The 26,119-nt window shown below is 66.6% G+C and carries 23 protein-coding genes; 10 read left to right on the top strand and 13 right to left on the bottom strand.

Translation table 11 applies throughout. The annotated features are described in order from the left end of the window. Nucleotide 1: 1 nt before the first annotated feature. The 3 genes from DAT35_RS35750 to DAT35_RS35740 are packed head-to-tail and all read right to left on the bottom strand — an operon-like array spanning nucleotide 2 to nucleotide 4,100. Nucleotides 2-991: a xanthine dehydrogenase family protein subunit M gene (locus tag DAT35_RS35750; protein WP_108073742.1), complete on the bottom strand. Its 990-nt coding sequence runs from the start codon at nucleotides 989-991 to the stop codon at nucleotides 2-4. Nucleotides 992-1,008: 17 nt separating this feature from the next. Further along, nucleotides 1,009-3,459, bottom strand: coding sequence for a xanthine dehydrogenase family protein molybdopterin-binding subunit (locus DAT35_RS35745; protein WP_108073741.1), 2,451 nt, complete (start codon nucleotides 3,457-3,459; stop codon nucleotides 1,009-1,011). Continuing rightward, nucleotides 3,459-4,100 carry a (2Fe-2S)-binding protein gene (locus DAT35_RS35740; RefSeq protein ID WP_108073740.1) on the bottom strand — a complete coding sequence of 214 codons (642 nt, stop codon included), beginning with the start codon at nucleotides 4,098-4,100 and terminating at the stop codon, nucleotides 3,459-3,461. The genes DAT35_RS35745 and DAT35_RS35740 overlap by 1 nt, the downstream gene beginning before the upstream one ends. Before the next feature lie 211 nt (nucleotides 4,101-4,311). On the opposite strand from DAT35_RS35740, the gene DAT35_RS35735 reads away from it, so the two are divergent. Continuing rightward, entirely contained in the window at nucleotides 4,312-4,785 is a 474-nt protein-coding gene (locus DAT35_RS35735) for an FBP domain-containing protein (RefSeq protein ID WP_108073739.1), read from the top strand. 18 nt (nucleotides 4,786-4,803) lie between these two features. On the opposite strand, the gene DAT35_RS35730 is transcribed toward DAT35_RS35735, so the two are convergent. The 6 genes from DAT35_RS35730 to grpE all read right to left on the bottom strand — a co-directional run bounded on the left by DAT35_RS35730 (nucleotide 4,804) and on the right by grpE (nucleotide 11,637). After that, the gene (locus tag DAT35_RS35730) at nucleotides 4,804-6,189 is read right to left on the bottom strand and encodes a formimidoylglutamate deiminase (protein ID WP_108073738.1); all 1,386 of its coding nucleotides are present in this window, start codon (nucleotides 6,187-6,189) and stop codon (nucleotides 4,804-4,806) included. 15 nt (nucleotides 6,190-6,204) lie between these two features. Further along, nucleotides 6,205-7,002: an N-formylglutamate deformylase gene (hutG, locus tag DAT35_RS35725; protein WP_108073737.1), complete on the bottom strand. Its 798-nt coding sequence runs from the start codon at nucleotides 7,000-7,002 to the stop codon at nucleotides 6,205-6,207. Between the two features lie 150 nt (nucleotides 7,003-7,152). Beyond that, entirely contained in the window at nucleotides 7,153-7,518 is a 366-nt protein-coding gene (locus DAT35_RS35720) for a J domain-containing protein (protein WP_108073736.1), read from the bottom strand. Between the two features lies 1 nt (nucleotide 7,519). Further along, a complete protein-coding gene (locus DAT35_RS35715) occupies nucleotides 7,520-9,535 on the bottom strand; it encodes a DUF6109 family natural product biosynthesis protein (protein ID WP_108073735.1) in 2,016 nt (671 codons plus the stop codon). 3 nt (nucleotides 9,536-9,538) lie between these two features. Next, on the bottom strand, nucleotides 9,539-11,218 hold the full coding sequence (locus tag DAT35_RS35710) for an Hsp70 family protein (protein ID WP_108073734.1): 1,680 nt from the start codon (nucleotides 11,216-11,218) through the stop codon (nucleotides 9,539-9,541). Beyond that, nucleotides 11,215-11,637: a nucleotide exchange factor GrpE gene (grpE, locus tag DAT35_RS35705; protein ID WP_158502048.1), complete on the bottom strand. Its 423-nt coding sequence runs from the start codon at nucleotides 11,635-11,637 to the stop codon at nucleotides 11,215-11,217. Before grpE ends, DAT35_RS35710 begins: the two co-directional genes overlap by 4 nt. 506 nt (nucleotides 11,638-12,143) lie before the next feature. Between grpE and DAT35_RS35700 the strand changes: the two genes are divergently transcribed. From DAT35_RS35700 to DAT35_RS35665, 8 genes are all read left to right on the top strand, one after another. Then, nucleotides 12,144-14,312, top strand: a complete 2,169-nt coding sequence (locus DAT35_RS35700) for a carbohydrate-binding protein (RefSeq protein ID WP_108073732.1) — start codon at nucleotides 12,144-12,146, stop codon at nucleotides 14,310-14,312. A 183-nt stretch (nucleotides 14,313-14,495) separates the two neighbouring features. After that, nucleotides 14,496-15,263, top strand: coding sequence for a polysaccharide lyase (locus DAT35_RS35695; RefSeq protein ID WP_108073731.1), 768 nt, complete (start codon nucleotides 14,496-14,498; stop codon nucleotides 15,261-15,263). A gap of 271 nt (nucleotides 15,264-15,534) precedes the next feature. Further along, a complete protein-coding gene (locus DAT35_RS35690) occupies nucleotides 15,535-16,200 on the top strand; it encodes a hypothetical protein (protein ID WP_108073930.1) in 666 nt (221 codons plus the stop codon). Nucleotides 16,201-16,202: 2 nt separating this feature from the next. Further along, entirely contained in the window at nucleotides 16,203-16,685 is a 483-nt protein-coding gene (locus tag DAT35_RS35685) for an SMI1/KNR4 family protein (protein ID WP_108073728.1), read from the top strand. 460 nt (nucleotides 16,686-17,145) lie between these two features. Then, a complete protein-coding gene (locus DAT35_RS35680; RefSeq protein ID WP_108073726.1) occupies nucleotides 17,146-17,697 on the top strand; it encodes a hypothetical protein in 552 nt (183 codons plus the stop codon). 450 nt (nucleotides 17,698-18,147) lie between these two features. Further along, nucleotides 18,148-18,918 carry a hypothetical protein gene (locus DAT35_RS35675; protein WP_108073723.1) on the top strand — a complete coding sequence of 257 codons (771 nt, stop codon included), beginning with the start codon at nucleotides 18,148-18,150 and terminating at the stop codon, nucleotides 18,916-18,918. 610 nt (nucleotides 18,919-19,528) lie between these two features. Further along, the gene (locus DAT35_RS35670; RefSeq protein WP_108073720.1) at nucleotides 19,529-21,298 is read left to right on the top strand and encodes a DUF6311 domain-containing protein; all 1,770 of its coding nucleotides are present in this window, start codon (nucleotides 19,529-19,531) and stop codon (nucleotides 21,296-21,298) included. A gap of 80 nt (nucleotides 21,299-21,378) precedes the next feature. Continuing rightward, nucleotides 21,379-22,125: an outer membrane lipoprotein-sorting protein gene (locus DAT35_RS35665; RefSeq protein WP_108073717.1), complete on the top strand. Its 747-nt coding sequence runs from the start codon at nucleotides 21,379-21,381 to the stop codon at nucleotides 22,123-22,125. Nucleotides 22,126-22,186: 61 nt separating this feature from the next. On the opposite strand, the gene DAT35_RS35660 is transcribed toward DAT35_RS35665, so the two are convergent. Both DAT35_RS35660 and DAT35_RS35655 read right to left on the bottom strand, forming a co-directional pair. Next, nucleotides 22,187-22,519, bottom strand: coding sequence for a hypothetical protein (locus DAT35_RS35660; protein ID WP_108073714.1), 333 nt, complete (start codon nucleotides 22,517-22,519; stop codon nucleotides 22,187-22,189). Between the two features lie 319 nt (nucleotides 22,520-22,838). Further along, nucleotides 22,839-23,837, bottom strand: a complete 999-nt coding sequence (locus tag DAT35_RS35655) for a GlxA family transcriptional regulator (protein ID WP_108073711.1) — start codon at nucleotides 23,835-23,837, stop codon at nucleotides 22,839-22,841. Between the two features lie 57 nt (nucleotides 23,838-23,894). Here DAT35_RS35655 and DAT35_RS35650 point away from each other — a divergent pair, with 57 nt between their 5' ends. Beyond that, nucleotides 23,895-24,284 carry a PaaI family thioesterase gene (locus DAT35_RS35650; protein WP_108073929.1) on the top strand — a complete coding sequence of 130 codons (390 nt, stop codon included), beginning with the start codon at nucleotides 23,895-23,897 and terminating at the stop codon, nucleotides 24,282-24,284. A 77-nt stretch (nucleotides 24,285-24,361) separates the two neighbouring features. On the opposite strand, the gene DAT35_RS35645 is transcribed toward DAT35_RS35650, so the two are convergent. Both DAT35_RS35645 and DAT35_RS35635 read right to left on the bottom strand, forming a co-directional pair. Beyond that, on the bottom strand, nucleotides 24,362-24,988 hold the full coding sequence (locus DAT35_RS35645; protein ID WP_108073928.1) for an RDD family protein: 627 nt from the start codon (nucleotides 24,986-24,988) through the stop codon (nucleotides 24,362-24,364). A 264-nt stretch (nucleotides 24,989-25,252) separates the two neighbouring features. Beyond that, on the bottom strand, nucleotides 25,253-26,116 hold the full coding sequence (locus DAT35_RS35635; RefSeq protein WP_108073707.1) for an alpha/beta fold hydrolase: 864 nt from the start codon (nucleotides 26,114-26,116) through the stop codon (nucleotides 25,253-25,255). Between the last annotated feature and the right edge of the window lie 3 nt (nucleotides 26,117-26,119).

Here is a 26,119-nt window from a genome sequence, read left to right as displayed (position 1 = left end):
CTCAAGCCGCTGCCGCGGCAAGCACAGTCCTTCGGACCACCGCTTCGAGGACCGGGACCTTGTAGGCGTTCTTCGACAACGGGGTCGCCCCCTCCACGGCGGCCTTCGCCGCCTGCCGTGCGAGCCCCTCATCGAGCGTCTTCCCCACCAGGAGCTTCTCCGCTTCCGCCACTCGCCGGGGAGTGGGCGCGACCCAGCCCATGACAATCGCCGCCTGACGGATGACCTTGCCATCCATCTGCAGCACCACCGCGACGTCACAGATGGGCCAGTCGTAGCTCTCCCGCTCACCCTGCTTGTGGTACGCCGCCTTCGTTCCCGCTCCCAGCGCGGGGAGGCGCACGCGCGTCAGCAGCTCATTCGGCGCGATGACCGTGTCGGTGGACCGCTTCATGTCCGGTGGCAGCAGGAAGTCGGACACGGGCACCATCCGCGTCTTGCCCCCGGGGCCGGTCAACTCCACCGAGGCCCCATAGGCCACCAGGGCCGTGGCGGGCGTGGAGGCGTGCACCAACACCGTGCGCTGGTTGTCGAAGATGGCGTCGTACTGGTTCTCCCCCGCGCGCGCCCGCTCGGAGATGTCGCCACTGGCTTGATGGAAGTACTCGTTGCGGAAGTACCAGTTGCGGGGCCGCTGAAGCAGGTTGCCTCCGATGGTGGCGGCATTGCGCACCTGCGGGGTCGCGGCGTGCTCCGCCGCATCCGCGAGCGCCACGTAGCGGCGGCGCACCTCGGACTCCCTCGACAGCCGGGCGAGCGTCACCAGGGCGCCGAGCTCCAGGCCCTGTTTCGCGTCGAAGCGCACCCCATCCAAGCCCTTGATGGTCTTGAGGTTGACCACCCGGTGGGGTGCCACCACGCCATTCTTCATCAGGTCCAGCAGGTCCATTCCGCCGGCCTTCGCGACGACAGGCTGGCGCTCGTTGCCTTCTCCCAGCAGCGAGACGGCCTGCTCCACGGATTCAGCGTCCACCCACTCGAAGCTCTGCATGAATCCTCCGATTCGTCTCAGGCTCGCAGCGCCGCGAGCACGTTGGCGGGAGTCATCGGGAGCGTTCGAATCCGCTTGCCCGTCGCGTTGTAGAAGGCATTGGCCACCGCCGCCGCCGTCGCCACGTTGGCGGGCTCGGCGACTCCGCGCGCATCCGTCGAGGACTGTGCCCCCAGTTGCTCGAGCACGATGACCTCGATTCTTGGCACCTCGCGCGAGCCGACGATCTTGTACTGATCCACGTTGGCATTGAGCTGGTGCCCGCTCGCGGCATCCACGTGCCGCTCCTCGTAGAGGGCATAGCTCACGCCTTGAGTCACACCTCCGTAGATCTGGCTCTCGATGAGCTTGGGGTTGATGGGGCGCCCGCAGTCATGCACCGCGACCACCCGCTCCACCTTGACGATGCCCGTCTCGGTGTCGACCTCGACCTCGGCGAACTGCACGCCTCCAATTCCATGCCGGCTGAGACCGATCTGAGGGAGCTTCAGCACGAACCCTTCGTAGTCGTCACGGCGCTCGGCCCTGTGGGAGATCTCCGCGATCCCTGCCTTCTTGATCGCCTCGCGGAACGTCATCGCCGACGAGGCCTTGCCTTTCACCATCACCTTGCCATCGGCGAAGACGATCTCGTCCGCGTTCGCCTTGAACAGGGGGGCAAGCCGGGAGGCCAGCTCACGGGCACAGCGATAGGCCGCGTTGCGTGCGGCGGGAGTCAAGGTACTGGTGACCCGGCTCCCGCCAGAGGCTGGCCCCGCCGGATAGCGGGTGTCCCCAACATGGGTGCCAATCTCCTCGGGGCGCAGGCCGAGCTCCTCCGCCACCACCTGCGCCAGGACGGTCCGCGTCCCCGTTCCGATGTCCTGTGTCGCGCTGAAGGCCTCGACGGAGCCATCACCCGACACCCGGACCTCACACGCGGTGTTGGGATGGATCAGGTAGACCCACTGGGACTGAGCAAACCCCATCCCCCGCTTGATGGGACCCTTGTCGGCGCCCGCGGGCTTCCGCTTGCTCCAGCCAATCCGTTCGGCTCCCACCTTGCGTTCGTGGGCGCGGGCCAGGGAATCATCCGTCCCCGAGATGTCGATCTTCCCCCGGAGCGCGAGGGGATCCGTTCCAAGCTTCTCCGCCAGCTCGTCGATGGCTTGTTCCAGACCGAAGATGCCCTGGACCTGGCCGGGCGCCCGGAAGGCGGCGCAGGGCCCGGTGTTGGTGAAGACGTCGTATTGCTCCACCAGCACATTCGGACAGGCGTAGAGCGAGGAGTGGCAGAAGCCGACTCCCGCGCCGCCAGCCACACCTCCACTGCCGTGGGCCTGGAGCTGGAGCGCCACGAGGGTGCCGTCGCGCTTCGCGCCCAGTTTGAGCCGTTGAATGCTGTTGGGACGATTGCCGCCCGACACATGCTCTTCCCGGCGATCCAGGATCATCCGGACCGGCGCCCGGGCCTTGCGCGAGAGGTGGATGGCGAGCAACCCGTAGTTGCCAATCCCGTACTTCGCACCGAAGCCGCCCCCGGTGAAGTCGCTGATCACCCGGACCTTGCTCTTTGGCAAATCGAAGAGCTCGGCCGCTTCGTCCCGGACGCTTCCGACCCACTGGGTGGAGGCATAGAGGGTGAGTCCCTCCTCCCTCCAATCGGCGACGAGCCCGTGCGGCTCCAGGGGCACATGGGTCTGCACCTGGGTGCGGTACTCCGCTTCGATGATCACATCGGACTCGCGAAGCCCCTTGGCGACGTCCCCGCGCGGGCCGCCACTGCCCAGAGGTTTCGTGTCGGGACCGCGCACGTTGCCTTTCTGGGGAAGGCCCGGCGGCGCACCTCCGCCTCCCGCGGTCGCCGGCTGTTCGGTGGGACCGGGAAAGACGCGAGGCGCGTCCTCCTTCATCGCCTCCTCGATATCGGTGACGTGGGGCAGAGGCTCGTACTCCACCTTGATCAGCTTCGCCGCGGCCTCGGCGGCGCGGGGGCTGATGGCCGCCACCGCCGCGATGGGCTGGCCCGCGTAGCGGACGGTGGGATAGCGATTGCCCTTCTCCGCGTTGGTGTCGCGCAGCTGCGCGATGGAGAGTACGCGCTCCAGGATGTGAACGGCACGGACCCCCGGGTAGCGCTCGGCCTCCGAGGTGTCGATGGACTTGATGCGCGCATGGGGCAGCGGAGAGAGAACCCGCTGGCCCCAGAGCATTCCGGCAAGCTGGACATCGAAGGTGTAGCGGGCCCTGCCGGTGACCTTCTCGGTTCCGTCCAGGCGAGAGACAGGCTTGCCAATGGACTTGAGCTTCGCGTTCTCGGGCAGGGGTGGCGGCTCGTCCAGGGGCACCCGCCGGGTGACCTCCTTCAGTCCCTCGCCGACAATCCCATACGGGAGGGCCTGCTCTCTGGAGGGCCCTGGGTTGGGAGGCTGTGCTTCTGCGGGTTTGCTCGAGCCCTGGGGCCTGGTGGTGTCCTTGACCTCTTGCATCAGCTGTTCCCCTTTGCCTTTCCGCCTCCCTTGGCCGCGGCCAGGGTCGCCTTGAAGACGTTGGGATAGGTGCCGCACCGGCACAGATGACCACTGACCGCCTGCTTCACGTCATCGAGCGTGCACTTCGGATTGCGCTCGACCAGCGCGGCGCAGCTCATCACCATTCCGGGAGTACAGAACCCGCACTGCATCGCATCGTTCTCCACGAAGGCGCGCTGAACCGGGTGGAGTTCGTCCCCCTGGGAGAGCCCCTCGATGGTGGTGACCTTGCGGCCGCGAGCGTCGAAGGCCAGCGTCATGCAGCTCGCGGCGACCTCGCCGTCGAGCCAGACCGTGCAGGCCGAGCAGGCACCGCGGTCGCAGCCAATCTTCGTCCCTGTCATTCCCAGGTGGTTGCGCAGGAGCTCGGCCAACGTCGTGGCGGGGTCCGCCTGGACGATCACGGTGCGGCCATTGATGGAGAGGGACAGCGAGGAAGGCTCGGGGCCCAGGACCGCCGGAGAGGCGGGCGCCGCATCCGCAACGGACTGGGCCAGGGTGACGCTCAGCGCGGAAGCACCCGCGCCGGTGAAGAAAGCGCGGCGGCTGAGCTTGGGAAACGGAAGCTTGGGGTCGGAGTCATCATCGGAGGGGGCCAATGTCGAATGCTCCTTTCGCGGGTGAAGCTACAGGAGCCATCGCGCAGCGGCCCAGCCAGATGATGGCGCGCGAGCCGCCAGCATCGATTCGTCAACAGAGATGGGAAGTAAGGCCCACGCCCCCCTCTGAGACAGAGAGAAGTACAGCGCGAGATTGTGAACAGAGGCGTGACGCCGAGGTGGGCCATGCTATGCACTCGAGTCGACCCTTATGTTCCGCATCGAGACAGAGAAAGAGTTCCTGAGCGCATTCCGCTCGCGGGATCGGAAGCACGTCGAGTTGCCCAAGGGCACCTGCTTCCCCCTCTTCGTCCGCGACTATCTCTCGTGGGTGGATCCCTACGGGGTTCGCGTCTTCCTCGTGTTCACCGCACCGGGCAGCAAACGGCCCACGGGCATTGCATTCCGCCGCGATCAGCAGGGTGACAAGATCCTGACGCCTCGGGTGTGTGACTGGTGCCGCTCCCCTGGTACGTCGGACCAGGTCGGGCTGCTCACCACGGATGTCGATTCGAAGCGCCGGGTGGGCGTGAATCTCTGCCTGGATCTCCGCTGCAACGAGAAGCTGGAGGCGGCGGCGAACATGACCGGCCGGAGTGTCTTGGATGACACCCAGCGGTTGATCGAACGCATGGCTCGCTTCGCGAACGAGGCGTTGGGCATCGAGTTCAGCCCGGAGACGTGAAGGGCGAGCCCGGCCGGGTCAGGCCTCGGCGAGCAGCCGGTCGAGCTCGCGCCGGTAACGTGCCAGAAGGGAGTCCTCGGCGGGGTGGTGCCGCTCGCGCACCACGAAGCGTGCGGCCACCATGACGTCACGGACGCAATCGCTCCCACTGGCGAAGAGGTAGGAGTCGAGGAGCGCATCTCGCGTGCGCCCGTAGAGCTTGGGGTGTTCCGCATCGAGGACGACGAGGTCGGCCGGGGCCCCCACCTCCAGCCCGGGAGCGGAAAGCCCCAACGCCCGGGCACCTCCGGCCACGGCGGCGCGGTAGAGGCCCGCCCCCACCGACTCCTCCGAGCCCACACGCAGCACGTTGCGGCGCCGTGCCACCAACCGCTGGCCGTACTCCAGCAGGCGCAATTCCTCCGGCGCGCTGACGCTGATGTGGCTGTCCGAGCCGATGCCAAACACGCCCCCCTGGCGCAGGTAGTCCACCGCGGGGAAGAGGCCGTCTCCCAGGTTGGCCTCCGTCGTCGGGCACAGGCCAGCCACGGCGCCACTGGCGGCCAGCCGTGTCACCTCCTCGGGCGTGAGGTGCGTGGCGTGCACCAGGCACCACCGGGAGTCCACCGGCACGTGATTCAACAACCACTGCACGGGGCGCTCACCGCTCCAGCTCAGGCAGTCCTCCACCTCCTTCACCTGCTCGGCGATGTGGATGTGGAGCGGCGCCTGCCCGTCCAGCGAGTTCATGCCGGCGAGGGCCGCATGCAACTCCTCGGGCGTCACGGCGCGCAGCGAATGCAGCGCCAGGCCCACGCGCACCGCGGGCTCCGCCGCCGTCGCCCGCCGCACGGACTCCACGACGCCGAGCAACCCCTCCACCGTCTGCAGGAAGCGCTTCTGTCCCTCGGTGGGAGCGCGCCCACCGAAACCACCGTGGGCGTAGAGCGTGGGCAGGTGCGTCAGCCGGATGCCCGTCTCGCTCGCGGCGGCCACGATGCGGTGCGAGTTCTCCGCACGGTCGGCATATGGCGTCCCGTTCCGGTCATGGTGGAGGTAGTGGAACTCGGCAACGGAGGTGTAGCCGGCCTTCAACATCTCCAGGTACAGGAGCGCGGCCACCGCCTGCAGACCCTCCGGGGTGAACCGGGCGAGGAAGCGGTACATCGTGTCTCGCCACGTCCAGAAGTCATCGTCGGTGCGGCCGGCCCGCTCGGCGAGCCCGGCCATGGCGCGCTGGAATGCATGGGAGTGCAGGTTGGGCAGCCCCGGCACCACCGGCCCCCGGGCCCTCGCGCCCTCGGGCCGAGCCCCGCGCTCCACCGTAGTGATGACGCCCCGGTCATCGAACCGGAGCAGGACATCCTCCGCCCAGCCGTCCGTCAGCAGCACGGAGTGGCAGAACAGGCTCGTCTCACGACTCATGGGAGTTCCTCGCGCTCAGGAGCGGCCGCCGGAGCGGGCAAAGTCGGCCAGGACGTCGACGAAGCGCCGGAGCACGGGCCGGAGGGCCGCCGCACGCTCCTCGCGGAAGGTGAAGGGCGCGTCCTCGTCCATGTAGTTGCACTGGGCCATCTCGAGCTGCACGGCATGGTAGCCGGCGGTGGGCCGCCCGTAGTTGCGGGTGATGTAGCCGCCCTTGAAGCGGCCGTTGAGGACGTGTGAGTAGCCACTCGTGGCGCACGTGGCCACCAGCCGCTCGGAGACTTCCGGCGCGAGGCTCCGCCCGTCCGCGGTGCCGATGTTGAGATCAGGCAACCGCCCCTCGAACAGCCGCGGGACGACCGAGCAGATGGAGTGTGCATCGAGCAGCACCGCGATTCCATGCCGCGAGTGGAACCCGGCCAGCGTCTGCTCGAGACGCTCGTGGTAGGGGCGCCAGTACGTCTCGAGGCGCGCCTTGCGCTCGGCGGGCTGGAGAGCCGGGCCGGAGCGGAAGAGCGGGCGCCCATCGAAGAGCGTCTCGGGGAAGAGGCCGGTCGTCGCGGTGGTGTAGAGCGGCGTGTCATCCGGCGGGCGGTTGAGGTCGATGGTGTAGCGCGAGTAGCGGGCCACCAGCACGCTGGCACCCACCTCTTCGAGGAAGTCGTAGAGGAGCGGCAGGTGCCAGTCGGTGTCCGGGAGGCCCTGGGCCTCATCGGTGAGCCGCTCGTGCAGCCCCTCCGGGAGCTGGGTCCCCACGTGAGGCATACTGACGAGCAACGGGATGCGTCCCGGTTTGAAGAGGTAGGTCTCCATGGGCCTCGAGTCGTGCGTGTAGGGGGCGCGAGTCTACGAGAGGGCCAGGGGATGCCCAAGCTGGTTCACGGGGCTGCTGGAAGTGGGCGTGTTGGCACCTCCCAGCTTGACTGTCCGCCAGACGCGCAACGCGGAAGGATGCAGGCCGCATCACCCGGCAAAAGCCCGGAGCACCTCATCCCAGCTCATCCGGGAGCACCGCTCCACCCACCGCGCCACGGTCTCCTCCCTCGTTCGCGCGGCCAGCGCCACTGCGGCGGCCTTCTCGAGCGGTGCATCGAAACGCTCGCGCGCTTCCGCGGCCAGCCGCTGCACATCCACGGGGCTGGACAGGTATGCCACCGCCAGGGCGCCCGGCCGGTTGAGCGCCTCATAGGCACGGCGCAACCGTTGGAACCCCTCCGGGTCCTGGTGAGGTGGGTGCCGCGCCAACGCGGCGAAGTACGCGCTCTTGACGGCGACCGGGTCGAATGTGGGCTCCAACCCCAAGATGGCGAACGACTCTTCGAGCGTCATATCAGCGGCTCCCCTCCCCGTCCTCCGGGGAGCGCGTCTCCCGAGGGTTGCTCTCGGGCTCCTTGGGTGGCGCGGCGCCCTTCTTCTTCTTCGAGCGGGGCGCGCGGCGAGCCGGGGTGCTCTCGGCCTTCTTCTTCCGCGGAGACCTGCGCTTGCGCAGCCGGAATCCATGCTCGTGCGCCAGCGCCCGCGCCTGCTCCACCGTCGCGGAGTGGGGAGCTGGCGACTGCTCCGCCAGGGCCTTCATGAAGGCCTCCAGCACCGGGTGGAAGTACTCGCAGGGGGTGCCCATCCTCCCGGCGGCAACCACCGCATCGGCTAGCGCCAGCACATGGGCCGAGAGGCGCTCCAGCCAGCGCGCCAGGATGCGCCTGGCGAGCGACTCCCGCCCGAACACCGCCATCGTACGAAGAGCCTCGAGATGCCCCATGTCCCCGGGGTGTACCTCCAGGTATCGCACCGCGGCATCCCATGCCTCGGCGTCCGAGGAGGCATGACGTACCGCCTCCTCGAGAAACTCCACCCGATAGGTCAACACCCTGGGAGCGAACCGGCGCCAGATACGCAGGCCGTCCGCGGCCAGCTTCATCGCGGAGTGGACCTGATCCATCGCCCCCTCCACCTCCATCACCATCCGCGCTGCGTCCTCCAGACTCTGCGCGCCGCGCAGCAGCTTGTCCAGCCGCCGTCCTCCCTGCTTCGCCCGGCTGCGGTCCAGCAGGATGAGGATGGCTTCGCTGAGCATGCTCCGGAGCTCCTCGTCCGCGCCCTCCCAGCAGACCTCCACCCATGACTCCACCAGGTCCGGCGCGCAGGTAGAGGCCACGCATTCGACCAACTCCGTACGCTCGGAGGGCGCTGCTCCACCCAGCCAGGACAGCAGGACAGAGGCATTGGTGGCGACCAGTTGGCTCAAGCCCCCCTGAAGCCACCCGGGGGCATTCGGTGCCTCGGGGTTCTCCTCGCACCAGGCCAGGAAGGCCCGTGCCCAGAGGGGCGCGTTCGCGGCCCGGGCCAGCAGGTCCTGGTAGAGGCCCAGCGCCCGCGGCAGGGCCGCCCCCTCGAAGTGCATCCCAGACACCGCCTGTACCACCCAGGGCTGGACCGCCGGTTGGAGCGCCGCGGCCTGGGCCAGGGTGCACAGGAGCTCGGCATCATCGGCGCGTGAGACGACCGTCTGTGCAAGCCCTGCGGCCACCCACCGCAGCGCCTGCAACGTGGGGACGGACAGAACCTCGGGGGCTCCTCCCTCACGCACCGCCCGCGCCAACAGCGAGGCCGGCTCCACGAGAGAGGCGCGCCCCTTGCCCGCCGCTGCCCGGAGCCACAGCTCCCGCGCCGCCAGCTGTCCCGCCAGCTCCCATACCGCCCGAGCCACCTCGGCGGGCGCCGCTCGTGCCCATGCCTCGGCGCGGCTGGCGAAGACGGGGAAGTGCTCGAGCGCACACAGGGAGAGGAGCGCCCCTTCCACCTCCGCCAGCGAGCGGGGCGGAGGCAGAGAAACACGCGGACCCGGCGGCTCGACTCCCAGGAGAGAATCCACCGGGGGCAAGCGCTCGAGCGCCGGGGCGATGACCTCGGGGGCAGGACTCCCCTCCGCGGAGAACCAGCCATCCAGCGCCGTGCCCAGAAGAGGTGCATGCGCTCGCACCTGCTCGGTGAGGGATTGCCACAGACGCCGCGCGAGGCCCCAATCGCGGGCACGGCCCGCCGCCCATACCAGCGGCCAGTACGTGGCCCGGACTTCCTCTGGAGCCGCGCCTTGCTCCACCAGACGGGGTTCGGCGTCCGCGCGCATGGCCAGAGTGCCGAGCGTCGTCCAGGCGCCGCGGCGGTGCTGCTCCTGGACGGACTGCCGGAAGAGAGCGGCGCTGCGGGGGAGCAGTTCCTCCCTCTGCGAGGGAGGCAACCGGAGCAGCGCGGAGAGCATGCCCTCCAGATTCCCCCGCTCCAGGTACTTTCGAGCCTCCTCCAGCCACTGGCGGTGCTGGCGTTCGGTGCGGTCGTGCCTCCCCATGGCTCAGGACTCCGGCAGTCCCGACCCGTGGTCGAGATTGAGGAAGAAGTCCAGCAGCGCCTCCTCCGCACGTTCGCGCATCGCGCCCTGGGCCCGCGCGTACTCACCCAGCAGCCGCTCCAGCTCGGCGCGAGGCCCGGGGGAAAGCCGCTCGAGAAGGGCGTGCCCCTTGCGCTCCACCGCGCTCTGGCCCGGAGCCAGGGCTTGAGTGGCCTTGCCTACGTCCGCCACCGACAGGGCCACCGTCTTGGCGTTCGCCGTGCCGGGCTGGCTGACGGAGACCTTCACCACCCCGTTGAGGTCGTAGGCGAACTCCACCCGCACCGGTGAGTTCGCGGGCCGGGGCTCGAGCGGGAACTCGAAGGCCCCCACCCGCGTGTTCTCCGACGCCCGGCGCGACTCTCCCTGCAACACCTCCACCTGGACGAGCTCCTGCTCGGACACCAGGGTGTAGAACTCCTCCACCTTCACTGCCGGCAGCACCGTGTTGCGGCGGAGGACCGGGGCGAACATATCCGGCACGCTGCTCCCCCAATCTCCCTCTCCGAGCACGCGCATGCCCAGGCTGTGCGACGCCACATCCACGAGGATGCGCCCCACCGGCTCGCCGGACAGCATGCCGGCCTGGATGGCCGCGCCCAGCCCTACTGCCAGGTCTGGATCCACCTCTTCATGGATGTCGACGCCGAAGGCCTCCTCCAGCATCTGACGAACCCGGGGGATGCGCGTCGAGCCTCCCACCAAGCATATCTTGGACAGGGATTGCCCCTCGAGCCGGGCCTCCGCCAGCGCCTGGCGCGTCAGGGCCACGGTGGACTCGAGCAGCGGCTCGATGAGCGCCTCGAAGTCGCGCCGCCGCACCTCCAGCTCGAGGTGGATGGGCCTGCCTTGCACCTGGGTGAGGAACTCCTCCTTCACCTGCACGGAGATGTCCTCGGACAGACGGATCTTCGTCTCCTCGGCCAGCTGGCGCAGGCGCGCCATGGCCCGCACGTCCTCGCGGGGATCCACCCCCTGCTTCTTGAGATCCTCGAGGAAGAGCTGCACGAGCTTGTCGTCGAAGTCGTCCCCACCCAGATGGGTGTTGCCCGAGGTGGAGCGCACCTCGCGCACTCCTTGGAACACCTCAAGCACCGACACGTCGAAGGTGCCGCCCCCCAGGTCATAGACGAGGAGGATCTCCGGCTCGGCCACACGGAGGACCTCGGGGTGCAGGACGCGCTCATACAGGAGCGAGGCACTGGTGGGCTCATTGAGCAGCCGCAACACGTGCAGCCCCGCGCGCTGGCCGGCCTCGAGGGTTGCGCGGCGCTGAGCATCATCGAAGTAGGCAGGCACGGTGATGACCACGTCGCGCACGGGGATGCCGGTGACCTTCTCGGCTCCCTGCTTGAGCGCGGACAGGATATCGGCGGAGACATCCTCGGGAGCCAGTTCGCGCCCGGCGATGGAGTAGCGGTGGACCGTCCCCATCCTGCGCTTGACCGAGCGGACGCACCGCTCGGGCCACAGCATCTCGAGGTTGCGCGCCTCGCGCCCCACGACGACACGATGGTCCTCGTAGAGCACCACCGAAGGGACGATGCGGCTGCCCTCCACCGGCACGGCCACCGGACGCCCATCCACCAGGTGGGCGATGACCGAGTTGGTCGTGCCCAGATCAATCCCAAAGACATGGCTCAAGGGGTATTCCTCACGATGATGACCTCGCCCTCGCGAATGCGGTGATCGCCCCGCAGAGCGGCGGCACGGACCACCCGGGCAATGGCTCCCTCCGCGAAGCTGGGATGAGGCTGGGTGCCGACAATGCGGAACAGTCGCCCATCAGGAACGTGGCCGATGGGCGCCAGACGCGTGAGCCCGGAGTGGGCCAGGAACCGCTCGAGCCGGGCCACCACTCCCATGAGGCCCGACGCCAGCCCCGCATCCGCGACACGAGAGGCTTCTTCGAGCAGATCCATGGCATCCAGGAGCTCATCCCAGCGGGGTTCGCCCCCCGAGGAGTTGCCCAACGTGGCACCCCGCAGAGAAGAAAGTGACCCTCTCAGCTCCGCGAGCCCCCCTTCCAGTTTGCGCTCCAGATCCTCGACATGGAGACCCATGCGAGCCTGGGCCCGGGAGGACTTCTGGACGGTGTCCAGAAGCGTGGTGGCCCAGGCAGGAGGAGACTCAGCAGGTAGCGTGGTCTCGGGGAGTCCGGGCGCCCCTGAATGTCCAACGAAAAGGCGACGCAGCCAGCTGAGCATCAATCCAACACCAATCGTTGCCGACTGGCGCTCCATACAGAACAGAACCGGATGTCTCCCATGCATCTCTCGGTGCAAACACCCTGACGCCTACCTCTGCCGTGGGCCCCTATGACATAACCTCTCCCGTCATGTCCACTCCTTCCTCCTCGCTGCCAGCTCCACGTTCGCCCTCAGACAGTGGCATGCCAGTGCAAGACACATGGCGCATCGCGTCACGAATGACTCCGTGATGGTTGAAAAAACCCGCCAGAACATCACTCCATGGAAGTCATGGAAAATAAGCCCTCGTTGGATTATCAGGTTGAGCCCCGAGGGCTCAGCCGAGCCCATGGCGCGACGTGGGACACGAGGAGGCTCGAGTGGCCTTGAACTTCAAGAGGACGATGGGAAGCCGTGGGTTGCTGTTGCTGAGGATGGGAGTGGGAGGCCTGTTGTTGGGAGCCCTCGCCTGCGCGCCCGAGGACGGCCTGACCCCGGCACCCGGCGCTGACCCGTTCCTCGACGTGCGGGAGAGCCAGCACCCGCTGAAGCTCAACGCGCAGGGCATTACGGCGGGCAGCTACACCCAGGTCTACGTCGCGACGAACGCAATCGACGGGAGTCAAGCCACCTATTGGGAGGGAGCCGCCAACGCCTATCCCAACTGGCTCCGGGTCGATCTGGGCAGCGCGAACAGCATCAACCAAGTGGTCCTCAAGCTGCCGACGACCTGGGGAGCCAGGACGCAGACCTTGTCCGTCCTCAAGAGCACCGACGACATCACCTATACACAGGTGCTCGCCCCCGCCACGTACACGTTCAGCCCGAGCGCCAATACCGTCACCCTGAGCTTCACGGAGACCAGCGCGCGGTACGTGAAGCTGAACTTCACGGCCAACTCGGGCGCCACGGGAGGGCAGGTCTCCGAGTTCGAGGTGTATGGCCCCGGCTCCACGACTCCTCGCTCCGCACTCACCCAACTGGCGGCGTCGAGTCATGACAGCCAGACGGGCACGCAGTTGGAGGCATGCAGCGAAGGAGGCCAGAATGTCGCCTACATCGACAATGACGACTTCATCGCCTTCAACAACCTGGACTTCGGCGGCGGCGCGACGGTCTTCGATGTCCGGGTGGCCAGCGCTGGAGCCGGAGGCAACATCGAGGTGCGGCTCGACAGTCTGACGGGAGCGCTCGCGGGGACCTGCCCGGTCCCTTCAACGGGCGGCTGGCAGACCTGGCTCACGAAGTCCTGCACCGTCAGCAACGTGAGCGGCGTGCATACCCTGTTTCTGAAGTTCACCGGAAGCGGGACGGGAGGCCTCTTCAACCTGAGCTGGTTCAAGTTCTCGGCGGCGGCGCCCAGCGGCGGAGACGTTGTCGGCAAGCTCATCGTGGGATACCAGGGCTGGTTCAACGCCTCCGGGGATGGGTCTCCGAACAACGGCTGGGTGCACTGGTCGAAGAACAGCAGCGCGCCGACCGCCAACTCCAACGTCAACTTCGAGCTCTATCCGGACCTCCGGGAGTACACCAAACTGTATCAGACCAACCTGGCGAACCTGGGCAATGGGCAGGCCGCCCGGCTCTTCTCCTCCTATGATCCGGAGACGGTCAACAAGCACTTCGAGTGGATGCAGACCTACAACATCGACGGGGCCGCGCTACAACGGTTCGGCGCCGACGAGAGCGACACCCCGAACGGCTGGAAGACCAACCGGGACAGCGTCGCGGTGAAGGTGAAGAACGCGGCGGAGACCTACGGCAGGAAGTTCTATGTCATGTACGACATCACCGGGATGAACCCTGGCAACTGGGTGAACGCGGTCAAGCATGACTGGACGGCCAACATCGTCAACACGATGCACCTGACCTCCTCCACCGCCTACGCCCGGCAGGACGGAAAGATCGTCGTCTGCATCTGGGGAATCGGCTTCACGGATCGGCCTGGCACGGCCGCCGAGGCCGCGGATCTCATCAACTGGTTCAAGGGCCAGGGCATCTATGTCATCGGCGGTGTCCCCACCTACTGGCGCACGGGCACGAATGACTCGAGGGCGGGCTTCGAGAATGTCTACAGGTCCCTGGACATGCTCTCGCCGTGGTTCGTCGGCCGCTTCGGGGGGCTCGATGGTGCGGACAGCTACAAGACGAACCAGTGGCAGCCGGATCTGGCCTACACGCAGCAGTATGGAATCGCATATCAGCCCGTCATCTGGCCGGGCTTCGCCTGGGCCAACCTGAACGGAGGGCCCCGCAACCAGATTCCAAGGCTCCACGGCGACTTCATGTGGCGGCAAGCCTATGCTCTCAAGAGCCTGGGCAGCACCACCACCTACGTGGCCATGTTCGACGAGTACGATGAAGGGACGGCCATCGCCAAGGGGGCGGAGAACAGCTCGATGGTTCCCACCAATCAATACTTCCTCACCCTGGATGCGGATGGGGTCGCTGTGTCCTCGGACTTCTATTTGAGGCTGGTGGGCGACATCAACCGGCTGTTCAAGGGACAGCTCCCTCTGTCCACCAACCATCCCACGAGCCATCAGTAGGACACGCTCCAGCCCGGTTGAAAAAAGACCAGGCTGGACGTGCTTTCGGAAAGCGCTGTCATCAACGCGCAGAATCCTGTATATTTCGTTTAACCAGTATTTACTGGTTACGAGATCGGTCGTCTCCCGACTGCGGCCGGAACTCGGCTCCGTATCCGTTCACCCTCAACCCCCCCGAGCTCAATGAAGATCAAAAATATCGGCGTCGCGGTCGGCGCATCTCTGTTCACGTTCGCCCTGGTTGCGGAGGCCGCTGTCATCTTCCACAACACCGGCACGGTCTCCGGCTGGAACTCCATCAACCAGGAGCACAACGGTTCCGTGAACGAGGTCACGAATGTCACCTACGAGGGCCCGACCGCCATCAAGGTGACCCAGATCTACGACCCCTCGTACACCGGCCGCTATCACTCGGAGGTCGTGAAGAACAACGTGTACCGCCGTGGCGACACCGGCTTCTATGGCTTCGCCTTCCGGCTTCAGGCCGACTGGCAGTTCCAGCCTCAGTCGTACAACATCGCCCAGTTCATCGCGGATTTCTCCGACACCGGCTGCGACGACTACATGCCGTCCAGCATGGTCTGGCTGCAAGGCAACCAGCTCTTCACGCGCGTCAAGCAGGGCACGATCTGCAGCCAGAAGACCGTCACGTTCGGCAACCTCGCCACCGTCACCGCGGGTGAGTGGCACAAGATCGTGATCCAGGCGAAGTGGGCGAGCGACGGCACCGGCTTCTACAAGCTCTGGTTTGACGGCACCAAGGTCCTCGAGCAGTACAACCTGAACACCACCGTCGCCGACGACCGGTACTTCCAGTTCCGCGTGGGCCTCTACGCGAACGGCTGGCACGACAGCGGGTACATGCAGGGCAGCCAGGGGACGCGCAGCATCTGGTTTGACGAGATCGGCGCGGGCACGACCTTCGCCGACGCCGACCCCGCGCAGTGGTAATCCCGTTCCGGGCACGACCACGGCTCGCGGATTCGGAGTACTCCTCCCCGACGGGTTCGAATCCCGTCGGGGACACTTCAATCGGGGCCGGAAGCTGCTGGAAGCTCAGCGGTTTCCGGCCTTGGTGTTTTCAGGCTCCTGCTCGTCTCCAGAATGTCTCCAAGCCGGAGACTCTCCCCGCCCCTCCTCCAGCATTTGGATGGCGCGGTGCTTCTCTCCCTTCCCCAGGTGCATGTACCGCCAGGGGGTGGCCATCACCACGGAGATTCCCATGAAGCTGGGCTGGACGGTGGTACTGCTGATGCTCTTCGCCGGGTGCGGCTCCATCAACGAAGCGAGTGGTTCCCTCGGGACCAAACCCACGCCATCACCTGGGGCCAAGCCCGCTGTGAAGAAGGAACTGCCGTGGCTGACGGTGCCGGGCGGGCGGATGAAGACGACCCTCTTCTACGGTCCCTGGCAGTGCCGCCAGGAATTCATCAACCAGTGCCAGATGGAGTGCGCTGGTGAGGGCTACCCGCTCATGGGCTGCATGTGGCTGGCCGACCTCAAGTTCGACTGGGAGGGAAGCATCATCCTCTTACCCGTGGATGTTGATGCCGGGAGCCGCTACGGCATCTATCACTGCTGCTGCAAGTTCCCCACGCGGACGAAGGCGGAGAACGAGGTCGCGCGCCAAGGGTGGAAGAACGTGATGAAATCCTTCCGAAAGAGCTGGAGTGAACGGTTCGGGGAGTGGCCCGTCGAAAAAGGCAAGTCATGGCCCGGCCACCACATCCGGGACCTCTGGCATGGCGGCGACCCGGTGGACCCCAACAACATCTTCCCCGCGCAGCCGGACGTTCACGATGTGCACACCGAGCAGTACCCTGCCTGCTACGACGGCAAGGCTCCTTGGAATACAGTGGGCCCCAATCTGCCCTACACGGACAACTGACGATGGCCACCCCCATGAGCAGCCTGCTCGAAGAGGTCTCCCGCGAGCACTTCCCGTACCCCCCCGCCACACCCGAGGAGATCGAGGAGTTCGAGCGGCGGGTGGGGTGGCGGTTGGATCCGGAGCAGCGGGCCTTCTACCTGCACTGCAACGGGGCTGAGCTGATTGAGCGGCTGCCGGATTCGCCTTACCAGATTCTCCCCCTGTCAGAGATCGTCCGGGCGCGGGTGGCCATCTTCGGAGAGCGAAACGATGATGACGAGCACGGTCCCGCTTCGATGTACACCCTCTGCGACGTACAGGACGGGGATTACGTCCTGGTGGATGTGAGCCGACAGGAGAATGGCCGCTACCCCCTCATGGACGGCTACCATGAGGCGTGGCCGAACCCGGAGTACTGCGGGTCAGTTGCCAGTTCCTTCGCGGAGTTCTTGGAGGCGGCGATGCGCTCTCGACGCCCTGCCTACTGGCTAGGGAAGAAGTGATCTCGCTGGCCGCTTGCTTGGCACTGGGCTGACTGTCCGGCAAGGTCGTGCTCGGGAGGATGGGCTCCAAGCACGAGGAACTGACGGGGCTGACGCATCTTGAGCCTGCTCCGATTTCGTGGCTCTCCCGCACTTCATGTGGTTCGGATGCAGCGAGCAGGCGGCCCGCCCTGGCGCAGACAACCGCATGCGCTCAGGATTCACACAAACTGCGAAAGAGCCGTAACTGGGGTAAGCCCACCCGCGCCGTCCGCTTCTTCTTCAGCTCCTCTCCCGTCGCTGCCTCAGGAGGCGGGTTCGCCTCTTCCGGCTTCGGCTCTGCCCCCCGCTTGAGGGAGCCCTGATGTTCAAACACCGGGCCCCGGCTCGCCCCCGAGGGTGATTCCAGCGCCACCTCCAGGCACCTATTCATCCATGCCCAGGGTGTGGGGGCGAGGCGATGCGGCCCGGGAGCTCGGAGATGACTCCGTATCAGCTTCAGATCTTGGACCTGGCCCTGAAGACCCTCGGGCTGCTGGCCATCGGGATTGGCGTCTTCACGCTCCGGGAGACACGGCGCAGACGCCTCGTCGACATGTACTGGAAGATCTACGAACAGTACTTCTCGGAGGCCTCACGCAAGTCCCGGGAGGACATGGAGAGGGTCGAAAAGCACTTCGGACTGACGCACACCTCGCTGGAGGTGGACGTCGCGCGCGAGGAGTTCGGCCCCCTTGCGGAGCGCTACAAGAAGGAACTCCACGACGCACAGGACCAGGAACTGCGCGCCATCGCCTCGGGAGCGCTGTGGAGGCAGCGCTTCCTCAACCAGATTGGCTATCTCCTCGAGAAGCGGCTTATCGACCCGGACCTCACGTTCTCCCTGGTGGGAGCCGGTGTCGATGTGGACCGCCAGGTGATTCGAATCGCACTGGCCGGCTATCGGAAGACACACGCCCAGCCGAACATGTACCGCGGGGTGGACCTTCTTCTCTCGCGCTACGACCGCTGGAAGGAACGATCTATGGCGTAGCCAGCATCCACTGCCGGTAGGGCACGTAGCCTCCTCGTACAGCACCGTCTCCTCCGGCAGCCTCCGCCTGTACACTCGCCCGCGCCCAAGCGAGACATCACCTCGTGACTCTCCCAGGACCTCCCGTCCAGGGCTCGCGAACCGACAGGAGGACACACGTGCAGAGACAGTTCAGACAGCGCTGGGGGCTCCTGGCCCTGCTCGCCACCACCGCCTGTGGAAGCCAGGGCACGACAGACCCGCGCCCCTCTCCTCCCACCACGGCGTCGGCCGCGCCCCTGACAGGGACCACACAGCAGCTCTGCCAGGGAGAGAATGTCAATGGGAAGAGCTACCTCGTCCTCGTCTCGGACAAGAGCTATGTGCAAAGTGGCTCCTCCTTCAACTTCCAGGTGGGCTTCGTCAACTGTGCCAACGCCGAGCACACCCTCCGTCTATGGGTGGACCGCCTTGAGCGCTCCCGGCTCCACCGGCACCATCAACTTCTGGGACTCGGGCTTCACCAACATCCACACCTGGACCAACCTGCAAACCCTCTCGTCTTCCTTCTCATCCGAGCGGGCCTTCGTCTCCAACGCCTTCGAGATGTACCAGTGGAACCCGAACCAGCGGGACACGCCCCCCTGCACCTGGAACGACCCGAACGCATTCGCTCCCAACTCGGCCTGCGTCCAGGGCGGCGAGACGAAGCGCTTCGAGGTGGCGTGGATGGCCATGCCCGATAACGACGCGCCCAACAACCCGTGGCGCCGCAACTACTTCCTGGCTCCCGAGTACATCGCGGATGGATGGGGCATGTGGTTGACCTTCGAGCAGGGCAGCAATCAGCGCCAGTGGTACGCCCTGGCGAACATCCTTGAGCGCCGCATGCTGCCCGACGATGGCTCCACCAGCACCGAGCCCATGCTCCTGCTGCGCTACTACGAGGGCTCGCCGGGCGCCTTCACCACCTCTCCCGCCTCCACCGACTGGGCGCACCGCGAGGACACCTACGTCACCACGGCAGGCATCACCTGCGTGGAGGGACGGCGCTTCGGCGCTCCGTACTACAACACGGCATGCTCCCATTGGTCGTGTCAGCGGCGGCAGCTGAAGGATGATGCGGATGCCTTCCATCACATCGTCCTCACCGCGCCCAACTACTGTATGACGGCCGCGGGTTCCTGCCTGGTGAAGCTCAACGGCCAGGGCCGGGACAAGTGGCCGGTGCTCTACCAGTAGTCCGTTCACACGTCCTCCGCCCTGACCCGCGCAGCGGTGGGCGCCTTCCGCCGGGTCTCGGCCTCCAGGAACCTCCGATGCAGGCCAGTCTCGGCGAGAGGGTGGTGATGCTGACGAAAACGCCACCCACGCTGAGGACCAGGAAAGTATTGGGTGAGAATGTCTGTTGTTGAGAGTGAGACAGGGCGAGGTACCTGATTCGGGGGGCCGCTTCACAGAAGGACGAATGGGAGGCCTGTAGAGCGGGTGAGGGCTGGAGCAGAGGGGCCAAGGAGGGCTGCGGACGGGTGCCGCCGAGCTGTGCGCCAGGCCGGTGCAGAGGCCGTGCAGCCCTCTTTGGGCACACGCCCGCTCACGCCGCGCTCCCCTCAGGGGCGAGGCAGTTCCAGGTGCTCCAACATGGCGCGCACCCCGTCGGGTGCCGTCAGGTACCTCCAGTCCCATGCCCGTGACCTGACCTCTCGGATACCCTATCGCCCTCTCGGCTGCTCGCGTAGGGCTGGCGGTGATGCGGCGCAGAGTGTATGGAGCCCGCACCAGAATGGGAGCAGGTGCGGGTGAGAATGACAGCAGCCAGGTACGTGGCCATGCCGGCCTTCGGGAACCCGCCATGAGCGCTCCTCGCGTGGGCGCGGTTGCTGGTCGCCAAGAGCGGTTGCTGCCGTGGTTCGGAGCAGCACTCGGGGTGCTCTGGTTCCTCGCGGTAGGTGGGGGACCGACGCTCGACCCCACGAACCTGGATTGGCTGGGCGGGGGAGATCTGGCGGAGCATGTGCTCGGCTGGCTCCACTTCCGTCATGCGCCCTGGGGATTTCCGCTGGGCAGGACGCCCGGCCTCCTGTACCCGCACGTCATGACGGTGGGGTTCTCCGACTCGAACCCGTGGGTGTCGCTCGCGCTCAGACCCCTCTCCCACTGGCTGCCCCAGGACTTCCAGTTCATCGGGCCATGGCTCGGTCTGTGCTTCGCGCTCCAGGGGTGGATGGGCGTCAAGCTCATGGGTCTGTTCACTCCCCGGGCGTCGCAGCGCCTGTTGGGGGCGGCCCTGTTTGTGCTCGCGCCCGTACTGCTCAACCGCACCGGTCACGACACCCTCTGTGCCCACTGGATGCTCACCGCGATGTTCTGGCTCTACCTACGCCCTCGCGAGGACGCACGGGCGGCATGGGGCGCTCTGGGGTGGGCGCTGCTGCTCAATGTGCTCGCCGCGGGCGTGCATCCGTACCTGGAGGTGATGGTCTTCGCGCTCACGCTGGCGTTGCTCTTCGCCACGGTGCGGGAGCAGTACCTGTCCTGGCGCTCGGCGGGAGCGTCGTTCGCCGGGGGCAGTCTGGCGGTGGGGGTGATCTTCGCCGCTTTCGGCTACGTGGGGCAGGGAGTGAGCTCCGGAGCGAGCGGCTTCGGCTTCTACAGCGCCGACCTGCTGACACTCATCAACCCGATGGGCTGGTCGCGCATGTTGCCGGGCCTGCCTACCGGGCCGGGGCAGTACGAGGGCTTCGGATTCCTCGGCACGGGCGTCCTGGCTCTCGCGGGGATGATACTCTGGAAACCCTCGAGGTGGTGGCCCCAGGCGAAGGCGGAGGTGAAGGCCCGCCTGCCTTTGGTGATCATGGTGGTCCTCCTGGCGGTCCTGGCGGGGTCGTCGGTGATGACCGCGGCTGGCCGGACCGTGCTGACGATGCGCAAGCTGATGGGGCCACTCCTGCCGCTGTTCGAGCCCTTCCGCTCCTCGGGCCGTTTCATCTGGCCACTTCACTACGCAGTGCTGACGGGGCTCATCGCGCTCGTCGTGTGGCGGTGGCGGCAGCGCCCTGGCGTGGCCACTGGCATGATTCTGTTCGCCGTGCTCATCCAGGCCGTGGACACTCCAGATGTGTGGGAGAGGGCCCGCTTCCGGGGAAAGCCGTGGCCACGACTCCGGGCGCAGGAGTGGGAGAGCGTAGACCCATTCTACCGGCACATCGTCCTGTTCCCCCCTGCCGTCAATGGCTCGACTGTTCCGTGCGTCGAAAATACCTTCGCGGAGGGCGCCTACGTGAGCTTCGGCGATCTCGCCTACCGCAAGGGGTTGACGACGAACAGCGGCTATCCGGCCCGCCTCGACGAGAAGCAGATCGAAGCGGTCTGCACGGCGCTTCGAGCCGACATCGAGAGCGGCCGCCTCGCGGAAGACAGCCTCTACGTGGTCGACGAGCCCAAGCTGGCGGTGTTCCAGCGTCTGGGCCCGAGCGTCACGTGCGGCGTGCTGGACGGGTTCACGGTATGCGTGGCGGCCAAGGAGGGCAGGTTCCGGGAGGCGCTCATGCGAGCACCGTCCCCTTCAGTCCCCCTCCCAACCCCCGAGGGTGCAACACCTTCCGCGGGTAGCGCTCCGTAAAAGCTGCTCGCGCACAAGGCGAACGTGGCGGCGAAGATCGAATCCGCGGGACGTGATGCGCTAACAAGCGAGGAGCAGTGATGATGAAATGGATGGCAGTCTCCTTCGGGGCACTTGTCGCGGCGACCCTCACCGCGAGCGGCACGGCCCGCGCTGACGCGGCGGGCGACAAGGTACTCGCCGCCATGGACGCGGCCATGAACCGAGCCAAGACCCTGACCTTCGAGTACGACGTCATCAACCAGGAGCCCGGCAAGGCGGAGCGGAAGATGGAGGTGACGGTCAAGCTCAAGGGGGATAAAAGGCTCGGCGAGTTCCTCGCCCCCGCGGACATGAAGGGGACCAAGGTCCTGATCCTATCTCCGACGCAGATGTATGTCTTCTTGCCTGCCTTTGGGAAGGTCCGGCGCATCGACAGCCACGTCAGCGATCAGGGATTCCTCGGCCTCGCCTTCAGCCAGGACGACATGGCCACGACGTCGTACAGCGGCGCCTACACCGCGCAGATCGCCTCGGAGACGCCGACGCAGTGGAAGCTCATCGCCACGCCCAAGGCCGGCCAGACGACGACGTACTCGAAGATCCAGTTCACGGTGAACAAGGACAAGACCTTGCCGAGCGAGCTCCGGTATTTCAACGCGGCGGGCACGAACATCAAGACCGAGACCCGCTCTAATTACACCTGCGAGGGAAACGTCTGCAGCCCGACCGAGCTCAAGATGGTCAACAACACCCAGGGCAATTGGACAAAGCTCGTCCGCAAGAGCTGGAAGGTGAACGCGACCATCTCCGACGATGTCTTCTCGACCCGCAGCCTGGGCGAGTGAGCCCCTCGAGGGACACACAGCCGCGCCAAGCAGGCGCGGCCGGTGATTGGATTGACTGCGCTCAGGTGGCCTCGATGACCTTGCCGTTGTAGGCGAAGGAGACGATCTGCGCCACGTAGGTGGGGTTGCCCGAGGGTGACGTACCCGACGTGACGACCTGGTACTGAATCGTCGTCTGCCCGCCGACGGCGAGCGCGGTGTCGGCGAGCTGGGCCATCGCGACGAGGGTGTTGCTCGAGAGGTTGGCCAGGAACATCCTCGTGCCGAACCCCGGAGAGGAGGCCTGCTCCGTGGTGTCGATCTCGATGTTGTTGGTGAAGTTCAGCGTCGTCACCGAGGGGTTGTTGGCGATGACGCGATACAGCTTGGAGGTAAGGCTGTAGATGGTGCTCATGGTGAGGTTCCTTTCGAGTCGACGGTGACCGCCGATTGACGTGGCCGGCTGGGTTGCCGCCCCGTGACGACACCTCACTGCAACCCGAATGCCGCTCGACGGCCTCGCGGGCGCGGGCTGCTGTTCACCTGGAAAATCAACGCTTTCCCTCGCAACCACCCGCGGGCGCCAGGGGAGGCGGCGGCATTGCGGGTCCTCCCTGAAACCCTCCGGTTTCACGCCAAACCGAACGGTTTCACCCTCGCGCCCTTTTCAGGTGTGTTCCCAAAACTGGGGCAAGCCCATCTGCTGAACCACGACGCGCGCGATAGTGTGACAGTCAGTCCGCGGTGCCCGCGGAGGACTTCCGATAGGCGCTCGGCGTCTGTCCGTGGTGCTGCTTGAAGAGCGCGGTGAACGTGGATGGATCCTCGTATCCCACTCGGTGGGCGATCTGGGAGACGGCTTCGTTGCTGGAGAGCAGCAGCGCTCGCGCCCGCGCCAACCGGATGTCGGTGAGGTACGCCGACAGGGTGCGCCCGGTGGCTTCGAGGAAGCGTCGCCGCAGGTTGCGCGGGCTCATGTGCACCAGGCGGGCAGCTTCCTTCGCGGAGATGGGCTGGCCGTAGCGTGCCTCGAGCCATTCCTGCACCTCCAGAACCTGGGCGTCTCCGTGATCGCGGAGGGGAATGGTGTGGAGGAGGGGCAACGCTTCGGAACCGGGCTCATAGATGAGCGAGTACTGGTACGTGCGCTCGGCGATGGGGACGGTCAGCGCGCGGCCGACCACGTGGCAGAGCGCCACTGCGGACGCACTCATGTCGCGCGCGGTCACGATCCGCCCCGTGACTGCGAGGCGCAGGTCGCTCGTCCAATCGACCCCCGGATACTGGCGCCGGCAGCGGTCCAGGCAGGCCCAGTGGGTCGTAGCCGTGTGGCCCTGGAGCAGACCTGTCTCCGCGAGCAGCCAGCTCCCCGTGGTCATCGCGAGCACCGAGCATCCTCGGGCATGTTGTCGGGTGATCCAGTCCGCCAATCCCGGCGGATGCCCCTCGGGCACCAGGAAGTGGACCGCCCTCGACGGAAGGATGATCACGTCCACGTCCGTGCGGTCCCAGCGCTCCTCCGCGCGAATCGCCATCCCACTTGCCGTAGGCACGTCTCCCGACCGCGCGCCCAGGAACCGGACCTCGATGCCGCCACTGCCGGGTCGCGCCCGCGCGATGACCGACGCGATGTGGAGGACGTCCCTGGCGAGGCTCGCGCTCGAGCCCCAGACACCTGGATAGAGGCAGATGCCGACGTGGGCGATCCGCTCGGATGTTGGCCGTTTTGCCATGGTCTTCGTCCGTCGGCCCTCTGGGCGAGCCGCCCCGTGCGAGCCATCCTGCGGACCATGGAATCACATGCAAGCGGCAGGGACTATTTCGAGAAGGATCTCCTCGCGCGCGAGCTGGGGATCGAGCTGGTGGAAATCAGTCCAGGGGCCGCCCGTGTCCGCCTTCCCACATCCTCACGTCGGCTGAACGGGCTCGGGACGACGCACGGTGCCTTGCTCTTCGCGCTGGCCGACATCGCCTTCGCCACGGCCTGCAACTCCCATGGCCAAACGGCCATCGGCATCCAGGCCAACATCACCTACCTGGTCGCCGCAGGCGACGGCCCCCTGGAGGCTCGAGCCCGCGAGATCTCGCGCGGGCGGAAGCTGGCCACGTACGAAGTGCGCGTGCTCGATTCGGAGGAGCGACAGGTCGCGACCTTCCAGGCGACCGCGTACTTGCGGTGACGACGCGACGCTCTAAACGGGAAGCGGCTCGTTTGCTCAGCGCTGACGCTGGCGCCCTCCAGGAACGGGCACACTCCTCAGCCGGCGTGCTCGTTCACCTTGATGACCTTGGTGTCGGCGAGCTGGTCATGGAGGGTCCGGCGCTCGGCGTTGAAGAAGATGAAGAGCGCGTCGATGATGGCGAAGATGCCGATGAAGAAGCCGATGGCCTCCGGCACGACGTTGCGCAGGAGGATGACGCGGCCGATGTCGGCCGGGCTCCCGTCGGTGCGGACCACCTTGATGCGCATCATTCGCTTGCCAATACTCTGGCCGGTCCTGGTCATCAGGTAGAGCTGATAGCCGATCATGCCGAGGCTCCCCAGCAATCCGAGTATCGTGAAGGTGAGGATGACCGGCATCACATCCTTGCTCTTCGACACCAGCGCCACCACGACACCGATGAATCCTGTGACGAACATGGGGCTGAACACGACGAGACGGTCCACGACGTGGGCGGCGAGGCGGATACCCGGCTCCGCGAGCACGGTGGACACCGTGGAGCTGCAGCGGTTGCAGTATTCCAGGCCGTCGGGCCCCTCGTTGCGACACAGCTCACAGGCATAGCTGCCGCACCGGGTGCAGATGACGCTGGCAGGGCGGTCGACGTGTTCGGCGCAGCGCGCGCCCTGGAGCTGAGGGCTGGAAGGATCCGACTGAAGCATGGCGCGCATACTCTCAGGCCAGACGGCGCGACCTCAAGGGCTCATACCCTGGGGGTCAACGCGGGGACTCGCGGCGGCGTACGCAGGCCACGGCCAGCAGCGCGAGCACGCTCCAGAAGGCGCTCGCCCCGGGCCTACTGGACGTGCTCGCACAACCCGCAGCCTTCGGCTCCGCTCCCACCTGAGGGCTCTCCTCCACCTTCGCGACATATGACAACCATCGAGAAGTAGATCATCTCCGGCAGCGGTCGAAGTCCGTCACGCTCAACGGCGGTCCACGGTCTCGATGTGGCTCAGGAGCGCCGCCGCGAGCGGGGGCACGACGGCACGTGGAATCGCGTGCCCCATCCCGTCGATCGTCACCAGGGTCGAGCGCGGCAGGGTCTCCGCCAGGAACCGCGAGTTGGACTCGGGATTGGTGGGATCCTCCGGTGTGGCGATGACGAGCGTGGGCACGGTGACGTGAGCGAGTTCCGCCCCACGAGCCAGTCCTGTGGAGCCGGCCCGCGCATGGGCATCCGAGGTGTCGTGACGGCCGGCGTGGGCGATGATGCGCCGCTCGAGAGCACGGAACTCCTCGGCATCGAAGGCAATCGCCTCGCCGTTGAGCCTGCGCCAGTGCTCGACCCTCCATTCGATCTGCGCCTCGCGGTCACGAGGCTCGAACATGTGGCGCCAGAACTCGTACAGGCCGGGGTCTATGGGGGCTCGCGCCGTTACGTTGGCACGGGCGGGCGCGCCTTCGAGGGCGGGCGCCCCGATGACCGTCGCGCTGAGCAGCCGCTCGGGATGCTCGACCAGGAGCCACTGCACCAGAATGCCTCCCAACGACAGGCCCACGACGTGCGCGCGCTCGATGCCGAGCGCATCGAGGATGGCCAGTGCGTCCTCGGCCATCCGGGTCGCGGAGTAGGGGACCCTGTCGAAAGCCCAGGTGGACGCTCCGGCGTCCCGGTGGTCATAGCGGATGACCCGGTGCTTCCGGGCCAGGGCATCCACGAGTTCGTCGGGCCAGACCAGTCCCGAGACGGTGGATCCCATGATGAGCAGAACGGCGGGCGCCTCCTCCGGCCCTCGTGATTCGACCCAGAGCGAGACTCCCTCGGCGACCTCGACGAAGCGTTCCATGGT

Source organism: Vitiosangium sp. GDMCC 1.1324, assembly GCF_003044305.1.
In the GTDB taxonomy this organism is placed as follows: Bacteria; Myxococcota; Myxococcia; order Myxococcales; family Myxococcaceae; genus Archangium.
Note: the sequence above shows the minus strand (reverse complement) of the source record. Positions and strands in the feature narration are given on the sequence as shown.